The organism is Pseudovibrio sp. Ad13 (assembly GCF_001623225.1).
Lineage (GTDB): Bacteria > Pseudomonadota > Alphaproteobacteria > Rhizobiales > Stappiaceae > Pseudovibrio.
This window is the reverse complement of sequence record NZ_LMCC01000015.1, coordinates 348,881-367,615: the sequence shown is the minus strand read 5'-3', so window position 1 is coordinate 367,615 and position 18,735 is coordinate 348,881. Positions and strand designations below refer to the sequence as shown.

Sequence of the window (18,735 nt, the reverse complement as noted above, 5' to 3'; positions counted from 1 at the left end):
AGACCTAGCAGCTGGCAAACAACACTAATTTATATTCGAATGGGCGGTACTTAACAGTACCACCCATTTGCTTTTTAAATGTCGATGCTTTCAGAAGTTAGGTGTTTAGCTCTACTGAGTGTTTAGAGTGCTTAGCGTTCAATCGACGGTTTTTGATTCCCTGAAAAGCAGAGTTTCGACACCTTGGTTTGAAAGCCGGTTGGCTTTTCCTTCTGTCATAGAAACGTAATGTAATGCTCGTTTTGTCAGCTATGTGGGGGAGGTGGGGTGTGACGGTTTTTTGACGGGGTTGCTTTGTGAGTGAGCGTCATTTCGCTGTAACAATCGCGTGTGCCTAGTACGTTAAATTTTAACAGGTACCGGGGTTGAGCTCTTGATCCAGTTTGAAAGCGTTAGAAAAGAATTTGGCGCGCATGTTGCTGTCAAAGGGGCGAGCTTCATTGTTGAGAAGCCTCAGATGATCGGCATTATTGGTCGTTCTGGTGCAGGTAAATCCACATTGCTGCGGATGATCAACAGACTTACCCCGGCAACCGACGGGCGTGTCCTTGTTGATGGTGTTGATGTGCTTGCCTTGCAGGGGGCGTATAAGCGCCGCTGGCAGCGTGATTGCGCGATGATCTTTCAGCAGTTCAACCTGGTTCCTCGCCTTGATGTTTTAACCAACGTTATGTTGGGACGCCTGAATGCACACGGAACAGTTTCAAGCATGCTTAAGCTGTTCACTCGTGAAGAGCGGGTTCAGGCTCTGCTGAAACTTGAAAGACTTGGCATTGCTGAAACGGCTTTGAAAAGGGCGGAAAATCTTTCTGGTGGTCAGCAACAGCGTGTTGCGATTGCTCGTGCTCTTATGCAGGACCCGAAAATGCTTTTGGCAGATGAGCCGATTGCCTCGCTGGATCCGATGAACGCGCAGGTGGTGATGGACGCTCTTAAGGCGATCAACGCGGAAGATGGCCTGACAGTTATTTGTAATCTCCATACTCTTGATACTGCCCGTAATTACTGTGACCGCGTGATTGGCATGCGTGATGGTGAGATTGTTTTTGATGGGAAACCGGATGAGCTTTCGACCGCAGTAGCCCGTGAGATCTACGGTGCTGACGACAGTTTTGAGGAGGGGATGACCTCAACTTCTCTGGGTAGCGAAGGTGCAAAAATCGCTGCCCTGGAACTGGCGAAAGGCGATGCTTCGCCTGTTGTCTCTGCTGCTGAATAGCGGCGGGTTTAGATTTATATTCTGATATTGGAGTGCTCTGATGAAAATCATCGGTAAAGTCGCTGCAGCTCTTGCTGTTAGCACAACCCTTCTTGCTGCGCCTATGGCTCTGGCTGAAGAGAAAATCACTGAGTTCCGCATTGGTATTCTTGGTGGTGAGAATGAGGCGGATCGTCTTCGTTCCAACCAGTGTCTGGTTGACCGTTTTGAAAAGCTGCTGGGTGTTCCGGTCAAGCTTTTCCCGGCAGCTGATTATGCTGGCACCATTGAAGGCCTGAAGGGTGGTAACCTGGATTATGCCGAGCTTGGCGCTTCCGGTTACTCTGCTGTTTATCTGTCAGCTCCTGATGCTGTTGAGCCAGTGCTGACCACCAAGCAGACAGATGGCGCAACAGGCTATTATTCTGTTTTGGTTGCTCGTGCAGATTCTGGTATTGAAACGCTGGAAGACATGAAGGGCAAGCGCATGGGCTTTGCTGACCCTAACTCCACCTCCGGTTATCTGGTTCCTTCTGTTGCGTTTGACGATATGGGCCTGAACCTGAAAGAGTACTTTGCCTCTACGCAGTTCTCTGGTGGACACGAGCAGAACGTTCTTGCTGTTTTGAATGGCGATGTTGACGGCGGCGTCACCTGGGCATCTGGTGTTGGCGAATGGGAAGAGGGCTACACCTCTGGTAACCTACGTAAGATGGTAGATAAAGGCATGGTTGATATGTCTGATCTGGTTCAGGTCTGGCAGTCTCCGCTGATCCCTAATGGTCCGCTTGTTGTACGTAAGTCGCTTCCATCTGACGTTAAGCAGAAGGTTGTCGCCTCGTTGAAGTCTATGGTGACTGATAACACTGAGTGCTTCTATTCCGCACAGGGTGGTGAGTACGCTGACTTTGTGGAGGTGAACCACGACTTCTACAAGACCATTGTTGAAGCGCGTCGCCGTAAGATTGAAGCGAAAAAAGCTAACTAATTCTCAGAGTAGTAAAGGGGCGCGGAGCTGACCGCGCCCTTTCTTTATGAGGGCCGTGGTGGCTCTCATCATTTCCCTGTTTGGAGGATGTTGAAGTGGCCGCTCATCTGGCGCTTGCCGAAGCTTCCCGTTTGGCTGAGATTTCTCAGGCCTATGAGCGTGTTGCCCGGCGCCGAACGCTATATACTCTTTCTCTGCTCGGCCTTTGTGTCCTGAGCATCTTCGGTGGCTTGTTTGTTGCGGACCAAGCAAATTCTGGTGGCTTTTGGACCGGCTTGGGTAAATTCTTTGATTATCCGGCTGAGTTGTTCATTGGTGCTTATGAGGAAGGGCTGGTTGGGCTCTTCGCACTTGTTCTTCAATATCTTCCGTACCTAATCGAGACCGTCAACATCGCTTTGGTCTCAACTCTTCTGGCATTTTTTCTGGGCGGGGCGCTGAGTTTTGTTGCGAGCCGTAACTTGGTGAGCAATCGGCTGGCCGTTGCTGCAATGCGCCGGTTGATGGATATTTTTCGCGCGTTTCCAGAGATTGTGATTGCGCTGTTGCTGGTTCTGATTTTTGGGCCAAGTCCGGTTGCAGCTGTGATTGCGGTGACAACGCATACAATTGGTGCACTCGCCAAACAGTTTTCTGAGGTGAATGAGAACTGTGACCTGAAGGCTGCTGAAGGCATTCGCAGTGTAGGTGGCAACTGGTTGGAGCAAATTCGCTTTGGCATTCTGCCTCAGGTGCTTCCGAATTTTTTGTCTTACACGCTGCTTCGGTTGGAAGTGAACGTACGGGCCTCTGCAATCCTTGGGTTTGTCGGGGCTGGTGGTCTTGGTGCTGAGTTGAAGATGGTTGTCGATTGGAACTATGGAGCTGACATTCTTGTCATCATTTTCATGCTGGTTCTTTCAATTACGTCCATCGATTACCTCAGTGGCTGGATGCGACAAAAACTTATTGGTCAGACGGGGCAAGTTTGATGGAGCGTTCTATGACAGATATTAGTGCCTTGCGTGGGACGTCGCATCATGAAGAGCAACGGTTGGACGAGCAGTATCCCGGTGTTCTCGGGCTGGATTTGAAAAAGCGCTTGCTTGGGCCGGTGCTGTCGCTGTTGGTTGTTGTTTATTTGGCTCTCTGCTTTTTCGCGTTTGATGTTCCGGGCGTGATGGAGAAGGCTCGTGGGGACATGGCTCAACTGTTTGCACTGGATGCTTATGCCCACAAGGTGCATGCAAAGTATCAGTTCAAGAAGGCTGATCAGGGATTTGTTGTTAGCCTGGAGGGCAACAGACGGGCTATATATAAAGAGCAGCCAGATTGGATTGAGCAATCACGTGGGCAATCCTCCATTCTGCTCGGTGAAGATGGGGTGCTTCATTTTGCAGATGATGTGGTGACTTACACTCATCCAGAGTTTGATGAGCCTTTTACATTCAAAGTTGGAGATGGGGTTCCGCAGTTTATTGGTGGAGCGGAGGCTGACTGGCTGAAGGTCTCGAAAACCCAGGTTAATGCGCGACCCTCTTTATATACACGTATCTGGCTGACAAAGAGCAAAGTTGAGGTGCATCGCTATTTCGTTGGGTGGGAGAACTTCTGGTTTGACTTTGACAGCAAGCTGAACGGGCTGAGTGCTGGTCAGCTGATGTCCCTGGCGTTCTCTTCGGAAAGACTGGATCCTGATGTTTCCAACCTGCGCTTTATGTTCAATGAGTTTTGGATGAACAGTGAGTGGCAGCATGGGGAGGTTTATTTCGCATTGCTGCAAACTCTCATCATGGCCGTGGTCGGTACCTTGATTGCGGGTATTCTAGCATTGCCGCTTGCGTTTGCTGCTGCTGCGAATGTTAATCCGGTGAGGCTAGCGCGAACAGGCGTGCGCTGGTTCTTCGATTTCCTACGCGGGGTCGATATGCTTATCTGGTCGCTCATCTTTATACGGGCGTTCGGACTTGGGCCGCTCTCCGGGATTTTTGCGATCTTCTTCACTGATACGGGTACTTTCGGCAAGTTGTTCTCTGAGGCGATTGAGAATGCAGATAAGAAACAGGCGGAAGGCGTGCAAGCAACGGGAGCTTCTCCGGTTCAGAAATACCGGTTCGGGCTGTTTCCGCAAATCCTACCTCTCTTTATATCTCAGATGCTTTATTATCTGGAGAGCAATACACGCAGTGCCACTGTGATTGGGGCATTGGGAGCAGGGGGAATAGGCCTAAAGCTTATAGAGACTATGCGAACCAGACAGGATTGGGAGAACACTCTCTACCTGATCTTTCTGATCATTGTGGTGGTGATGATGATGGATCAACTCTCAGGATGGTTACGTCGCAAACTCATTGAAGGCCAAGCCTAGGACAAAACACTCAGTTTTATGGAGGAGGGCAGTTACTCAAGTGGCTGCCCTCTTTGTTTTTGGTAGGCAGTCAGTTGTCCTTCGGGTGAAAAATGCTCGCTGAGGTGGATTTGTCCACATCGTGTAGACTGCAAAAGTTAATGCGTTTTAGGCTGATAAATCGCAGTGATCCTATGTGAATTTAGTTAAATTATTGATTTATATGTATTTTTCTTGGTTGTGTGGAACTGGTGTATTTAACATCAAAAATATTTATGTATTATTATTTTTTGTTTGTGTTGATGTATTCTTGCAGTCAGTTGCAGCTGACTTGGAAGGAAAGAGCTTTGAGATAGTAGGTTTTTGACTGAATAAGTGATGATTTATGTTTGTTTTTCTTAAGTTATACCGGCCCGGTCTCAACACCTCTCCAGTAACTCGGAACATAACAATAAATTATGGGTTTAATCTTCGCTTTTGCTTTGAAATGGTTTGTTTCTAGTACGTGTTGCCGTTCTTAGTTTGGCTTACCTCCCCTGAATTCCCTGTGTTATTTGTGCCACATCGTGTTTCGATGACTTTCAAACTTCATTTGAATTATTGATTAAAAACCAAAGATCACAAATATTGATGTTGTGAACAGCGCGGGGCGCACTTACCGGTGCCCGCTGAATAAAGTGATGTTTCAAACATTGCTTTGATCAGGATGCGCAAGTGGGGAGCCAGAGTGGTCAGGGATCGACATGTGGTCGAGCTGCTCTGGTTTTAAAGAAAGTTAGAATTATGAACTTTAAGGCTATCGCAATCGCAGCAGCTGCTGCTGCCGCTGCAACTTCCGTTCAGGCTGCTGATCTTCCAGCTGATATTGCACCAGTAGATTACGTACGCATCAACGATGCATACGGTGCAGGTTTCTTCGTACTGCCAGGCACTGAAACTGCAATCAAAATCGGTGGTCGTGTTCGTGTTGAAGCACGCTTCACTGACCTGCTGGACGATGAAGATTACAGCAGAGAAGACAACAACCACAACTTCCGTTCCCGTGCGAACCTGCGTATTGATACTCGTACACAGTCTGAGCTGGGTCTGATCCGTACATACATGGATTTCCAGTACACTTCTAATTCCGACTCACGCGGTGCTGAAGGTGTTAAACTGGACAAGGGTTATGTTCAGATTGGTGGCTTCACTTTTGGTCTTGCAACTTCTGCATTCGACCTTTGGACTGGCGAACTGGCTTCCAACCTGTTTGACCGCCACCTGGCTGATGACACCGTATGGCAGGCATCCTACACCCACGCATTGGGTAACGGCCTGACGATTGCTGCGTCTATTGAAGACAATTCTGATCGTGAGCAGGGTGTGTTTGGTGCTGCCACGGACGAAAAAAGCGGCGAACTTATAATCGGCAAAGCAGGTAACACCCTTCCATCCTTCGTTGCGAAAGTTTTGCTGAATCAGGGTTGGGGCTATGCTGGTCTTTCTGGTGCAGTAACTAAAGTTGACGCTCCAGGTGATCGTGACTCCTCTGAAGTTGGATACGCTGTTGCGGGTGCTGTTGGCTTCAATCTTGACATGATTGCTCCTGGCGACGTGATCAACTTCCAGGCTGCTTATGCAGACGGTGCTATGGCATATGTTGGCGCTGAAAGTGACGTTGCAGATGCAGTCCTTGACGCTGATGGTGACATCGAAACCAATAAAGCTTGGTCTGTTGCTGGTGGTTATATGCACAACTGGACAAGTGAACTGTCTTCTGGTGTAGAAGCTTCCTACCTTGATGTTGAAGTTGGTGCAGGCGACGCTGACTTCAATCAGGTTGTTGTAGCCGGTACTCTTGAGTACCGTCCAGTTTCCGGTCTGCTGTTCTCTGCTGGCGCTGGTTGGAAGCAGGATGACGTCGATGGTGCATCTAAAGAAGATGCTGGTGTCTTGAACTTCCGCGTACAGCGTTCTTTCTAAGGCTGACTTAAGCCTTAGACCTTCATTGGACTTTCAATAATCCTGATTTTCCAATGACTCTCATTCCCGGTGGTGTCCAAAACCACCGGGTTCCTCTGTTTGAGGCTATGTGTATGTGGGCGCTCTTGCCTATTTCTATTTTGAATTTGCATATTAAATTTTAGTCGGCATTTTAATCCCCAGTGCGTAATTTTTTGCGCACGTTCAGTGAGATTATGCTTTTCTAGCAATTAAATATACTGGTCCAAGTGTGCTGTGGTTTAATTTATATTATATAATTCAGTGGCTTAGTGAGAATTAGAATGACTATGATCTGTGGTGTCTGAGTTGAGTGAAACAGGCACCCACAAAAGCTGTTGTGTCAAAAAAAACACACTACTTTAGCGTGGTGATGTTTCTCCCCTTTCAAACTACTAGGTTGATATTGCGATCTTCCATCTCGTCGGGCATCAATATGTCCATCGACGCGGTCGAGCCGATTGAATGCTTTGCCAAATTATGGCGAGCCTCTCTGGTTCTCGTGTCGCAGGGAAAAGAGGAAATGTGAGCTGCTCCAAACAGGTCACGCCAGTTTCTTCTTTCTATTGAGAGACATTGGAAGGTCAGGATTATGAACGTTAAAACTCTTGCACTCGCTGCAGCAGCTGCTGCAGCTGCAACTTCTGCACAGGCTGCAGATCTGCCACTCGCTGCTGAGCCAGTAAACTACGTAAAAGCATGTGACGCATTCGGCGCTGGTTACTTCCAGCTTCCAGGTGCAGAGACCTGCATCAAGCTCGGCGGTCGTATCCGTGCGCAGTACGTTTCCCACGATCTTGGTGAAGGCCTTGGTGATACTGTAGATTACAACAAAGATGATGTTGCTGATCAGGAAGATGGTAAAGACCTGAAGAACGATTATGGTTCTTACACTCGTGGTTACCTTTACTTTACATCGATGACAGCGACAGAAATTGGTACCATTAAAACTTACACTGAGTTCCAGGGTGAGTGGAATCAGAGCGGTTCTAGCTCAACTAAGACAAACGATGCATGGGTGCAAATCGGTACTGGTTACGGTTCCTTTTTGTTCGGTCGTGAGTCTTCTCAGTTCGATGGTTTCACAGGTTACACTTGGATTGTTCCAGTTGGCGTAGCTCTTTCTGATGTTTCCACATTGCAGGCTTCTTTCACTGCTGATCTTGGTAACGGCTTCACTGCGGCAGTTTCTCTTGAAGATTCTAACTATCGCGGTGGCGAAGATAACGCAGTTGATATTGTAGGTGCTCTGAAAGTTTCTCAGGGTTGGGGTTCTTTCCAGCTCTCCGGTGCTGCGCACAACAAAGCTGACGAAGATGGTTACGGTTACGCAGGTGGTGCAACTGCAACTTTCAACCTCGATATGCTTAAAGAAGGTACTGAAATTACCTTCCAGGCTCAGTATGCGGATGAAGCTGGAGCATACATCGGTCTTGATAAAGACAAGGTGGAACTTGCGGCAGCAACCGGTTACAGCTTGTCTGGTGGTGTCGAAACTGCTCTGACAGAAACTATTTCTGCTCAGCTTGACCTGACTTACGCAGATTTTGAAACTTCTACTGATCTTGATGTTACGGCAACAAACGTGAACGGTTCTGTTGTTTACTCTCCAGTAGCTGGGCTAGGCCTCGCTCTGGCTGCAGGTTGGGAGCAAAAAGAAGTTGAAGGTAAAAAGTATGATGACTCCGCAAAAGTTGGTGCTCGTGTACAATACACCTTCTAATCTGGTGTGAAAATTTGATGGCTTAGTTTGCCATCCGGTTTCGAAAGCCTCGGTAACTACGGTTGCCGAGGCTTTTTTGTTGTCTATGAGGAAGAGGGCAAGCGTAGTGAATGACTTCGGGCATCTTCGCTAAATTTGATTAGTCCTGAAGTGTGGAGCTAAGCTCTATTGGGGGGTTGGGCGTGGGGCTAGGACTTTATGTTGCGTGAATGTTTCGCGGTCAATGATGCTTATACTCCAATAGAAGCATTAGACTTGATTGCCTTGCCTGATCCTTTGAATGGTGATTGGCGGCGGCTAAGCTGTTATCAAAGCAGCCTGGGCCAGATAAACTGCCCATCCTTCATATTGTTTTTCTAAATTGCCTAATTTTACGATATCTTTATTCACACAGAGTGACTGTATGTTGCTACATACTTAGTTCAGTCGCATCGACGTCTCCTACTGATCACGGTTGAGTTGCTGATTATATATGATTAATAGATAACTAATTGATATTAAACAGAAATAATTAATTTCTATTATAGGGTACAGGAACAATGTTTCCCGACATTTAAGAGTTGAATGTCTTATGTGTTAGAGGGTTGCTGCCTGGCTTGCCTATTTCTCGTGTTGTCAAAAAGACACATGTAAAAAGTCACGAGTACAAATAGGCAAGTTAGTGCTCTGAATAGGCTTGCCTAAAACTCCTAACATTGTAATTTCTCCTCACGAACCTTCAGGGGGCTTTTTCTTCAAGTAGGCGCTTGAATTGAGGCGGAGGGTTCACGGGGACAGTTCAGACACGTTTGATGACGGTGCTCGCACCTGAATTGCGGTTTGATGATCTGTTTTAAATAAAGTTTAAAATCCATATTATGGGAAGCTTGTGATGAACTTCAAGAAAATCGCTATCGCAGCAGCAGCAGCTGCAGCTGCAACTCCAGCAATGGCTGCTGACCTTCCAGTAGTTGCTGAACCAGTAAACTACGTACAGGCATGTGACGCATTCGGTGCTGGTTACTTCCAGCTGCCAGGTCAGGACACTTGCATCCGCGTACATGGCCGCATCCGCACCAACTACACTTCTCATGATCTGACTGAGGGTTACAATCGTGCGGCGAAGTCAGATGATCCTCTTACTCCAGGTAATGAATATGAAGCTGAGAATGCTTACAGCGCATACGCTAAGGGTTACATTTACCTTGAGTCTATGACTGATACAGAAGTTGCTTCTATCAAAACATATACTGAGTTGAACACTAAATGGAGTGATGATAACTCGAGTAAAGTTGAAGTTGGCTCTGCGTATGTTCAGTTCGGCTTTGAAGATACTTCAGTATTGATCGGTCGTTCTGCTTCTGTATTCTCTGCATTTGGTGGCTATTCAGCGATTGGTACTATTGGACCAGTTTCTGGTGGAGAAGATTCGCTCCAGATTTCTGCAACTACATCGTTTGGTAATGGTTTCACTGCTTCCTTCGGTGTGATGGATGCAGAAGCTAGCGGACTTGAGTATGATCTGGTTGATGGAAATGGTAACACTGTTCTCGAGGTGAACCAGAAGGCATCAAAAGCCGTCAATTTTGAGGGTTCTCTTGGTGTTACTCAGGGAATGTTCTCTGCTAATCTGTCAGCAGCTGCACATGCGTTTAATGACTTTATTGATGGCGATGTAACGTACGGTTACGCTGTTGCTGGTACTCTAGAAGCTGATGTTGCTGAAAATGTAAAACTAGGCTTTGGTGCTACTTATGCTCGTAATGCATTAAGCTATGCAGGTGGTCTCCAGGATGGTATGCAGTTTGTTGCTGAATCTGATGATGAAGCTCTGACAGCTTACACTTTGGTTGCTGGTGTTGAAGTTGGAATTACAGATACACTGACTGGTGCTTTGGATGCATCTTACTCCTCCTATGATCAGGATGATTATGACGCAACATTCACTTCCATTAATGGTTCTCTCAACTATGCACCTGTCGCAGGCTTGAACATTATCCTCGATGCTGGTTGGGGTAAAGTTGACAACGACGATTCAGCTGACGCTGACGTGGCGAAAGTTACTACTCGTGTACAGTACACCTTCTAAGATTTCTTAGATTGAGGGTCTCGGCGGCGGTGTCGCCGGGACCACTTTCATAAAGCCTTGATGTGATACTTGCCACAGACTTGCGTATATAGTGGGTATAGGTAGGTACTACTTCAAGATTTTATGAGTTTTGGTTTCGCTCAAAACCTTCTAATCTATATCTGGTTGAAGTTCATATATCCTGATCTTTCAATCAGTCTCTCAGGCCCGGCGGTTCCAACCCGCCGGGCTTTCCCATTTGTACGCGATACTTAAGTTTTCAATGAGTATTACGCCATGGTGACCTCCCAAGCTGCGAAATTTTGCTCAGTTGAACTTCCTGCCCGTTTCGATTGGGTGAGATAATCCTGCCCAATCCATAGTAATTGCGAAAATTGAACCTTGGCGTAATTGTCTAGTTGCACAGGGGTAGTCATTGCAGCTGATTTTGATCACTGCATTTGTGGGCATTGGGCTACTCCGAGTGACGGATGGAGGTTCAATACTATGACGAAGAAGCTGATATTCCTGCCGGTCTTGCTGTCATTCGGAGTTACAGCACAGGCTACAGACTTGCCTAAACCTGTTTTTGAGGCTGAACCTGAGCCGCTCAATTTGGTGGAGCCGCTGGACTATGTGCAGGTGTGTGATGCGTATGGTGAGGGATTTTTCTTTATCCCTGGTACACAGACGTGTCTGCGCTTAAGTGGCCGGGTGCGTACGGATGCGCAGTATCGACGCTTTCCGAAAAAGCCAAGTAACTGGGGCGGCGTGGTCGATGATGATCCTAAAGGGCGTGATTTGAACTCGATGCGCTTTCGTGCTCGCTCCTACATCCGCATGGATGCGCGATCAGAGACCGAATTTGGGTTTGTTCGCACTTTTTCCGAGCTTAGAGCGACCGTGGATTCAGACACTGAACGATATGGTGACTCTCCGGAAATGGATCTGAACAAAGCTTATATTCAGTTTGGTGGCTTTACGATTGGGCGCACTGGTTCTCTGTTTGACTTCTTTACGGGCGCTACCTTTGGCTCTGTGCATCGCGATTGGTCAGACACTAATTCCTGGGCCGCAGCTTACACGGAAGTGTTTGATGGTGGTGTTTCCGTTACCGTTTCTATTGAGGATCCTGTTTACCGTGCGCATGGCGTATTTACGGGTGTTGCGAGCGAAAACGGAAAGGCTGGAAACAAGGCACCTGATGCAGTTGCGGCATTCCGGATGGATGGTGACTGGGGTAGTGCGAAGCTCGCGGCGGCTGTGACGAACATCAGACCAGAAGCAGCTTATGTGCCTGGTGAAGTTGGCTGGGCGTTGGGGGCAGGGGCAATTATTAACCTCCCTCAGATGGGTAGTCAGGATGCTATGGCTCTTCAGTTCCAGTATGGAAACGGTGCTGTTTCCTATGTGGGTATTGATGACGATGAAGTTTTTGACGCTTACTACATCAACGGCGATACCAGAAAGACCGAAGCACTGTCGTTTTCAGGTGGGCTTACGCACTATGTGACGCCTGAAGTGCGGACAGACTTTGATGCGAGTTACGCGGTTGTTGACACACCAACTGGTGCCGCGCTTCCAGACTTTGATCGGTTTGCTCTGGATTGGGATCTGGTCTGGTCGCCGGTAAGTGGAATGGAAATGGGTGTTGACCTTGGCTATGCACGAACATCGCCGGAGGATGAGAAAGACTTTGATGCGGCCAGTGCGCTCTTCAGAGTTCAGAGAACCTTCTAAGGCATTAAGTTTCTTGAAGAACTTGGGAGTTGGATCTGATGAGCCAACTCCTCTTTTTTTGTGTTTGCTAAGCGTGCTGTCTTATAAAATTGAGGATGCTCCTTTGGGTGGGTTGGTCCCAGAGTAGAGGTGCATGTCCTTGATTGGGGATGACTGCGAGTTCCATCTTCTCGTGCAACTGCTGCATTTTCTCGACAGTCTTTGTTGTGAGGAGACGTGAGTTTTGTCCATGGAGTAAGAGGTGAGGAAACGGTTTTAGCGCGCTGAAAGACATCCAGAGATCATCTTCAGGTACAGCTTTCTTGTCTCCACGGAGTGTATCGCCCAAGTGCTTGTCATAGCGTAATGATACACCGTCAGAATTGGGGGCATATAGTTGATTGGCGAATGTTATCCAATCCGCTTCTGACATGGCCGTGAACGCTGTTGCATGGATGGAAGCGAGGCGCTCTGCTGCGGCTTTCATGTTTGGTTGGGACATGACGGTGCCGACTGAGGTAATGATGTCGTCGAGGGCTGGTGGTTCGATGACTGGGCCTATGTCGTTGATAATGACTGATAGCAGGCGCTCTGGGTGGCGTTGGGCCATGGAGAAAGAGTGGAGGCCGCCGCGGGATGTGCCGATGAGTGCAAATTTTTCAAGTCCGAGCGCTTCGATGCCTCTGTCAATATCGTCGGCTTCCTGATCAAGACTGTAGGTCTCAAAATCCTCAGAGTGATCTGACAGGCCACGGCCACGGTAATCCATTGCGATGACGCGGTGACCATTTTCTCTTAAAAAGTTTGCTAGGTGATAGAAATCTCTTGTGTTTCTCGTCAGGCCAGAAAGGCAAAGGACTGTTGGGTTGCGGGGAATATCCGGGTCCCAGATGTGTGCAGATAAGGTTAGTCCATCGCTGGCTTTCCAAGTGAAACGGGTTGCGCCCGCAACGTTTTGAAGGTCGACATCAATGTAATCTGGGGCTTGAAGCATAAGTTCCTCCCGAAATGCTTCGGTGTTTTCAGCGATTACAATGCGGTCCGGTTTAAATTCTGGCTTCTGAAGGGCGCTGTTAGACAGTTTTTTCAGTGCGTGTGTTTGCTATTGTGAAAACTGCCTGATGAATCGCTGGATCAGTTATCCTCACCATAGGGCAGGTTTATGCACGTGTCTTGTCAAAGTTGGAGGGTGAGATGCAAGGGTGCCCGGAAAGTTTATGTTCTGTTGCTGACAACAAAAAGCCCGGCTAATTCACCGGGCTTTGATTGTTTTAAGTTGTTTTGCAGTGGGATTAGTAGCCGCGCGTGAGATCCTGTGTGATCGTGAGTGGCTTGTTTTCCAGCTTGTAACGATAGACCTGAAGGTTTTCCGTGATGCGCTGCACGTAGTTCCTCGTTTCTCCGTAAGGGATTGATTCAACCCAATCTATTGGATCTATTTTTGGATCTCGTGGGTCGCCAAAGCGCTCAATCCACTCCTTCACTTTGTTCTCACCAGCGTTGTACGCGGCGAAGGTGAGGATGTAGGAGCCACCGAACTCGTCCACCAGCTCTCCCAAAAAGGCTGCGCCCAGTGTGGCGTTGTAGGCTGGGTCAGATGTCAGGCGGGACTTCTTGTAGGAGACCCCCAGATTGCGAGCCGTGTCGCGAGCTGTCCCCGGCATGAGTTGGAGTAATCCCAATGCACCTGCGCTGCTGCGCGCTTTTGGGTTAAATGAGCTCTCTTGTCGAGCAATCGCGTAAACGACTGGTTTTTCTACACCTTTTGTGATGCGTGTTTTGCGCGGAATTGCGTTGGTCGGGTAAGCGAGCGGTGCCGCTTCCACACGTTCTGCCTGCGCCAGACGACCAACCATTGTCGCCCATTGATAGACGCCGCGAGATTCTGCTAGCTCAGTCAGAAGTCTGATTTGACCGTTTGTTGGCAGTGTCCGCGCCAGGTGCGTATAAAACAACAGTGTATCATTGTGCAGTCCGGCTTCATCCATTCGCTTGATGGCTTGCACAAGCTCGTTCTGGTTGAAGGCGGTTCGGTCTGCTGTTGTCACATCCGGAAGGGATGCCAATGGCATTTGGTTGATGCCGAGCTTGGCGAGTGCCAGTTGTCCGTAGTATGCGGTTTGGAAAGCGCCTGCCTGTTTATAGTAGTCAACGGCGCCGTCTGTATCTTTCAAAGCTTCGCGGGTGCGGCCCAACCAGTAATAGGCACGGGATAGCGTTTGTGCTGTTTTGCCGAGTTTTGCGATGCGTTTGAAATGAGGCTCAGCCAGGCGTGGATCACCCACATAGCGCAGGGCAAACCAGCCGGCATGGAACTCGGCCTCGACGATCATGCCCGGAGATTCCGCTGCGTGGTGGGCTGCTATATTGTAGGCGAGGCGCGGCTTGCCAGCCTCTATCATCTCGCGGGAAATGTCACGGCGTTGCTTCCACCAGCTGTCACCATTGAGCAAGGCGGCCGGATCAGTTGGAGCTGCTTCCATCAGCTTTGCTGCGGTGTCGTAATCCCCTTGTAAGCGATAGTGCTGGATGAGCGCGAACTGGTAATTGCTGTCAGACTTCATAGAGCGCGGAACGCTCTTTAACTTGCTGAGCGCATTGCCGTTTTTGCGGATGCTCGCTATGCGGGCTTTGATGTATGTTTGTTCGTCTTTTGACAGTTCGGAAAGCAGGCGTTCTGCTGCGCGTGCTCTGTCACGATACAGGAGCATTTCTGCTCTGAGACGATGATCTTTTTGCCGTAGGAGGCTGCCAAAGGCAGAGCGAATTGTTGCTTCTTCGGGAGCTTCAAAGACGGTTTTTTGCCAGAGTGGGCGAATAAGTTTGGCGGCTTCTGTCTTGTTGCCTTTGGCTAAGTGCGCTTTGGCAAGGACAAGTTTGCCGTCCTTTGTTTCCGGGACAGTAGAACCGAATGCTGCGATGATCTGAATGGGTGTCAGGTTGGATGCGGCGAGGGCGGCTTCTCCACGAGCACGTACGACTTTTGCTGTTGGCCAGTGTGGTGCGCTGGCTGCAAACTGGGCGATATGGGTGACCGGTGTCTTTGGGCCGCCCCGTAGCATAATGAACCAATCCGCCACGCGACGATCAAGATTATCCGGCAAAGCATTTCGAGCGCGCAGCGCTTCGTTCAGCCGTCCGGATTTAACGTGCTGGAGAACGGTTTTAAGTGGTTCAACCGATCCTGTTGCTTGAGCTGTGCTCAATCCCTGTGGATAAGAACTTGTCAGCGCAGCAGTCGCTTCGAGTGCATTTTGCGGGCTGGAAGGTCGGGTCGAAATTGCAGTTCGCTCATTGCTGACAGGTGCTGCGGGTGCATAGCTGGACAGCTGAGAGTTCTGTGTTCCACCTGTGCTGCCCCTGCCAATCACTGGAGGTTTGGAGCGTGGCGTGGCGGCAAGCGATCGGCTTTGAACAGCAGCATGCTGCGTGCTCAAGGCGATAGTGCGCACAACCTTTGCAGGGTTTGGAGCCGGAATAACGCTGTGATTTAAAGAAGATACAGCTGAAAATGCCGATGCGGAAACAGTCGTGGCAATGGCAAATGCACTCACACGTGTCGATATTAGAAGAAACTCACGGATACGCATACTACTCGTCGGCCCGTCTCACCTGAGTGTTGTTTATCCGGCAAAAACGCACCGGACGGTTTAATTCCCAAAAAGTCCCTCATTCTGCTTGCCACAAACAGGGTAAATATCTGTTTAATGTTTCACTCAGGAGACCATAATACTTACAGTCGAAACTGGCCTAAATATGAGCACAAAAAAATTCCCGAATCTTATAAGAGAAGGTCTTGGTGATGTTGCCGAGATAGGCTAGATCACATTATTGTATGCCACCCCTTTGAGGGCACTGGCAAATTTTGCTCTGTATATATGTAATCCAACGAGGAACCTGAGATGTTTAGAGGATCAATTCCAGCACTTGTCACACCTTTCAAGGATGGCAAAGTGGATGAGAAGGCCTTCCAGGAATTCGTGGATTGGCAGATAAAACAGGGCTCCCACGGGCTTGTGCCTGTGGGAACAACCGGAGAAAGCCCAACTCTTTCCTTTGCTGAGCACAAGCGTGTCGTGCAGATGGCTGTTGAGGTTTCTGCTGGCCGCGTCCCTGTTATGGCAGGTGCTGGCTCCAACAATCCGGTTGAAGCAATCGAATTTGCGCAGCACGCTCAGGAAGTGGGGGCAGATGCGATTTTGTCCGTTACGCCATATTACAACAAGCCTAATCAGGCTGGTTTGAAGGGCCACTTTAAGGCGATTGCTGCTTCTGTAGATCTTCCGATCTACATCTACAACATTCCGGGCCGTTCCATCATTGATATGGAAAGCCAGACGATGGCTGATCTGTTTCATGAAGTGGACAACATTGTCGGTGTAAAAGATGCGACGGCAAACCTTGCGCGCGCTTCTGAGCAACGCCATTTATGTGGTCATGACTTCATTCAGCTTTCTGGTGAAGATATCACTGCACTTGGCTTTAATGCTCATGGTGGTCAGGGCTGTATTTCTGTGACAGCAAACATTGCGCCTGCGCTGTGTTCTCAGTTTCAGGAAGCTTGCCTTGCAGGCGACTTTGTAACTGCGCTTTCCATTCAGGATCGTCTTGCACCGCTGCACCAGGCCCTGTTCATTGAGCCAAATCCAGCTGGGCCAAAGTATGCTTTGTCTCTGCTTGGCAAAATGGAAAACGAGTTGCGCCTGCCTTTGGTCACAGTAAGTGAAGAAACTCAGGAAAGCATTCGTAAGGCTATGGTTCATGCAGGCCTGATCAATTAAACTATTGCTCCGCGCACCTAATATGAGTGTGCGCGGAGACATTTATTGAATGAAATAAGGAAAAGAAATGGCTGCCAAAAAAGGTGGCGTTCCCGGGCGCAAGGTTGTTGCGGATAACCGGAAGGCCCGTTTTAACTACGAAATTGAAGATGTGTTTGAGGCTGGTATTGAGCTGAGGGGCACTGAAGTAAAGTCTCTTCGCCAAGGCAAAAGCAATATTGCTGAAAGCTATGCTGCTGAATATCGGGGGGAGATGATGGTCTACAACGTCTACATCCCTGAATATACGCAGGGTAACCGCTTTAACCATGAACCTCGCCGTCCTCGAAAACTGCTGATGCATCGCCGCGAGTTGAACAAGCTGTTTGCTGCCGTTCAAAAAGAAGGCAAGACCATCGTGCCCCTGAAGATCTACTTTAATGAAGATGGGCGGGCAAAAATGGAAGTCGCTTTGGGCCGTGGTAAAAAAGCTCACGATAAGCGCCAGACCGAAAAAACACGCGACTGGAACCGCGAAAAGCAACGCTTGCTTAAGAACGGCTAGAGCATCTCACATAGCTGGTGATGCTACAGCTTTTTGCCTACGCCTGCAAAGATAAGGCTGGTCCGAGAACTTGCTGGAAAGTTGCATTCCTTCTAATAAGGGGCAACTGTGTTTGGAGGTGGAGCGGATGTCTAGCGAAACAATGTTGTTGTTGCCCGATCTTGCGAGGCAGATTGCGAAGGTCGCAACGCTCGAAGGTGAGTTTGTGCTGCGTTCCGGGCAGGTTTCTGAGCGTTACTTCGATAAGTACAGCTTCGAAGGACTTCCTCACATTTTGCGACCGCTCGCACGGGCAATGAGCGAGTTGCTTCCGCCTGAAACGGAAATTATCGCTGGTCTTGAGCTTGGAGGTGTCCCTCTTGTTACTGCGATGTCTCTGGAAACTGGGCTTCCGGCAGCGTTTGTTCGAAAAGAGCCTAAATCTTACGGTACTCGTCGTGCGATCGAAGGACAAAATCTGACTGGGCGAAAAGTGGTCTTCGTAGAAGACGTTATCTCAACTGGTGGGGCTGTTGCTGATGCATTGCGTTTAGCTACGCAAGAGGGGGCAGATGTTCGCGCCGTTGTTTGTGCAATTTGGCGAGGGGACGGTGCTCCTGCAATTCACGCTGCTCCTGAGTTGCCTGTCTATCCGGTTTTTACGCGGAGCGACCTTGAGGCATCGCTCGGTGATCAGGCAAACCAAATGGAAACTCAGTGAATCGGTTTGAAGTGATTTTGCCTTTGTTTGCGCGTGCTTCGCTCGCAAGTGTATCGAGACCTGTTTCTGTTAGCTCAAAGTGCGGGCTAAAGAGCTCTGATTGTTCTGGAGTGTTTTGAATGAAAGTCGTTGTTGCCTCTCAAAATCCGGTCAAGGTGAATGCGACGCTTGAGGCGTTCAGGGCTCAGTTTCCGGCTGATGACATTGAGCTGGTTTCTGCAAGTGTTCCTTCTGGTGTTTCTGATCAGCCAATGAGTGATGAGGAAACGCGTCAGGGTGCTGTGGTGCGTGCTGAGAACGCTTTGGAAGCGCAAGCTGATGCGGACTTTGGTGTCGGGCTGGAAGGCGGTATCTGTGAGTTGCACGGAATTGCCTACACGTTTGCGTGGATGGTGGTGATTTCGCGCGAAGGGCAGATTTCTGCCAGCCGTTCCATGCTGCTGCCACTGCCAGAGAAAGTCATGCAGTTGGTGCGCTCGGGAATGGAGCTTGGGCACGCTATTGATGAGATTTATGGTACTGATAACATCAAGCAAAAGGCTGGTGCAGTTGGTTTGCTGACCGGTGGTCGTCTAACGCGGACTTCGACCTACGTAGATACTCTCTTTTGTGCGCTGCTGCCGTTCAGATCTCCAGCATTTAGAGATGCTTAGCAGGTGTTGCTGAGAGAAAGATTCATCTAAAACGAAAAACAGAGCCCTTGAGGCTCTGTTTTTGTAGGTACTAGGT

14 protein-coding genes are annotated in these 18,735 nt (G+C 48.9%); 12 read left to right on the top strand and 2 right to left on the bottom strand.

The genetic code is table 11. From position 1 onward, the window contains the following. The first annotated feature begins 373 nt into the window (after positions 1 to 373). The 8 genes from phnC to PsAD13_RS18890 all read left to right on the top strand — a co-directional run bounded on the left by phnC (position 374) and on the right by PsAD13_RS18890 (position 12,002). Positions 374 to 1,219 carry a phosphonate ABC transporter ATP-binding protein gene (phnC, locus tag PsAD13_RS18930; protein ID WP_063319130.1) on the top strand — a complete coding sequence of 282 codons (846 nt, stop codon included), beginning with the start codon at positions 374 to 376 and terminating at the stop codon, positions 1,217 to 1,219. 40 nt (positions 1,220 to 1,259) lie between these two features. Next, entirely contained in the window at positions 1,260 to 2,186 is a 927-nt protein-coding gene (gene phnD / locus PsAD13_RS18925; protein WP_063289228.1) for a phosphonate ABC transporter substrate-binding protein, read from the top strand. A 95-nt stretch (positions 2,187 to 2,281) separates the two neighbouring features. Continuing rightward, the gene (gene phnE, locus PsAD13_RS18920; protein WP_063319199.1) at positions 2,282 to 3,157 is read left to right on the top strand and encodes a phosphonate ABC transporter, permease protein PhnE; all 876 of its coding nucleotides are present in this window, start codon (positions 2,282 to 2,284) and stop codon (positions 3,155 to 3,157) included. 11 nt (positions 3,158 to 3,168) lie between these two features. Beyond that, entirely contained in the window at positions 3,169 to 4,533 is a 1,365-nt protein-coding gene (gene phnE, locus PsAD13_RS18915; protein ID WP_063319198.1) for a phosphonate ABC transporter, permease protein PhnE, read from the top strand. Positions 4,534 to 5,295: 762 nt separating this feature from the next. Continuing rightward, a complete protein-coding gene (locus PsAD13_RS18910; protein WP_057464264.1) occupies positions 5,296 to 6,474 on the top strand; it encodes a porin in 1,179 nt (392 codons plus the stop codon). A gap of 610 nt (positions 6,475 to 7,084) precedes the next feature. Further along, positions 7,085 to 8,215 (top strand): porin, encoded by a 1,131-nt coding sequence (locus PsAD13_RS18900; RefSeq protein WP_063319128.1) that lies wholly within the window; start codon positions 7,085 to 7,087, stop codon positions 8,213 to 8,215. Between the two features lie 871 nt (positions 8,216 to 9,086). After that, positions 9,087 to 10,283 carry a porin gene (locus tag PsAD13_RS18895; protein ID WP_063319127.1) on the top strand — a complete coding sequence of 399 codons (1,197 nt, stop codon included), beginning with the start codon at positions 9,087 to 9,089 and terminating at the stop codon, positions 10,281 to 10,283. 486 nt (positions 10,284 to 10,769) lie between these two features. Continuing rightward, entirely contained in the window at positions 10,770 to 12,002 is a 1,233-nt protein-coding gene (locus tag PsAD13_RS18890; RefSeq protein ID WP_063319126.1) for a porin, read from the top strand. Between the two features lie 67 nt (positions 12,003 to 12,069). Here the strand turns inward: PsAD13_RS18890 and PsAD13_RS18885 are convergent, their stop codons facing one another. Beyond that, positions 12,070 to 12,975 (bottom strand): alpha/beta hydrolase, encoded by a 906-nt coding sequence (locus PsAD13_RS18885; protein ID WP_063319125.1) that lies wholly within the window; start codon positions 12,973 to 12,975, stop codon positions 12,070 to 12,072. Between the two features lie 298 nt (positions 12,976 to 13,273). Then, on the bottom strand, positions 13,274 to 15,571 hold the full coding sequence (locus PsAD13_RS18880) for a transglycosylase SLT domain-containing protein (protein WP_063319124.1): 2,298 nt from the start codon (positions 15,569 to 15,571) through the stop codon (positions 13,274 to 13,276). A 312-nt stretch (positions 15,572 to 15,883) separates the two neighbouring features. Between PsAD13_RS18880 and dapA the strand changes: the two genes are divergently transcribed. The 4 genes from dapA (at position 15,884) to yjjX (ending at position 18,659) form a co-directional block, all read left to right on the top strand. Further along, positions 15,884 to 16,762 (top strand): 4-hydroxy-tetrahydrodipicolinate synthase, encoded by an 879-nt coding sequence (dapA, locus tag PsAD13_RS18875; protein ID WP_057464270.1) that lies wholly within the window; start codon positions 15,884 to 15,886, stop codon positions 16,760 to 16,762. Between the two features lie 67 nt (positions 16,763 to 16,829). Then, on the top strand, positions 16,830 to 17,306 hold the full coding sequence (gene smpB, locus PsAD13_RS18870; RefSeq protein WP_057464271.1) for an SsrA-binding protein SmpB: 477 nt from the start codon (positions 16,830 to 16,832) through the stop codon (positions 17,304 to 17,306). Between the two features lie 127 nt (positions 17,307 to 17,433). Then, positions 17,434 to 18,006, top strand: coding sequence for an orotate phosphoribosyltransferase (gene pyrE, locus PsAD13_RS18865; protein WP_063319123.1), 573 nt, complete (start codon positions 17,434 to 17,436; stop codon positions 18,004 to 18,006). Positions 18,007 to 18,125: 119 nt separating this feature from the next. Then, entirely contained in the window at positions 18,126 to 18,659 is a 534-nt protein-coding gene (gene yjjX / locus PsAD13_RS18860; RefSeq protein WP_063291603.1) for an inosine/xanthosine triphosphatase, read from the top strand. The last annotated feature ends 76 nt before the right edge of the window (positions 18,660 to 18,735 follow it).

Bases quoted from the DNA above. Each gene is read 5' to 3' on its own strand.
- yjjX (WP_063291603.1), top strand. From the start codon at position 18,126: ATGAAAGTCGTTGTTGCCTCTCAAAATCCGGTCAAGGTGAATGCGACG.
- smpB (WP_057464271.1), top strand. From the start codon at position 16,830: ATGGCTGCCAAAAAAGGTGGCGTTCCCGGGCGCAAGGTTGTTGCGGAT.
- PsAD13_RS18910 (WP_057464264.1), top strand. From the start codon at position 5,296: ATGAACTTTAAGGCTATCGCAATCGCAGCAGCTGCTGCTGCCGCTGCA.
- phnD (WP_063289228.1), top strand. From the start codon at position 1,260: ATGAAAATCATCGGTAAAGTCGCTGCAGCTCTTGCTGTTAGCACAACC.
- phnE (WP_063319198.1), top strand. From the start codon at position 3,169: ATGACAGATATTAGTGCCTTGCGTGGGACGTCGCATCATGAAGAGCAA.
- PsAD13_RS18885 (WP_063319125.1), bottom strand. From the start codon at position 12,975: ATGCTTCAAGCCCCAGATTACATTGATGTCGACCTTCAAAACGTTGCG.
- pyrE (WP_063319123.1), top strand. From the start codon at position 17,434: ATGTCTAGCGAAACAATGTTGTTGTTGCCCGATCTTGCGAGGCAGATT.
- dapA (WP_057464270.1), top strand. From the start codon at position 15,884: ATGTTTAGAGGATCAATTCCAGCACTTGTCACACCTTTCAAGGATGGC.
- PsAD13_RS18890 (WP_063319126.1), top strand. From the start codon at position 10,770: ATGACGAAGAAGCTGATATTCCTGCCGGTCTTGCTGTCATTCGGAGTT.
- PsAD13_RS18880 (WP_063319124.1), bottom strand. From the start codon at position 15,571: ATGCGTATCCGTGAGTTTCTTCTAATATCGACACGTGTGAGTGCATTT.
- PsAD13_RS18900 (WP_063319128.1), top strand. From the start codon at position 7,085: ATGAACGTTAAAACTCTTGCACTCGCTGCAGCAGCTGCTGCAGCTGCA.
- PsAD13_RS18895 (WP_063319127.1), top strand. From the start codon at position 9,087: ATGAACTTCAAGAAAATCGCTATCGCAGCAGCAGCAGCTGCAGCTGCA.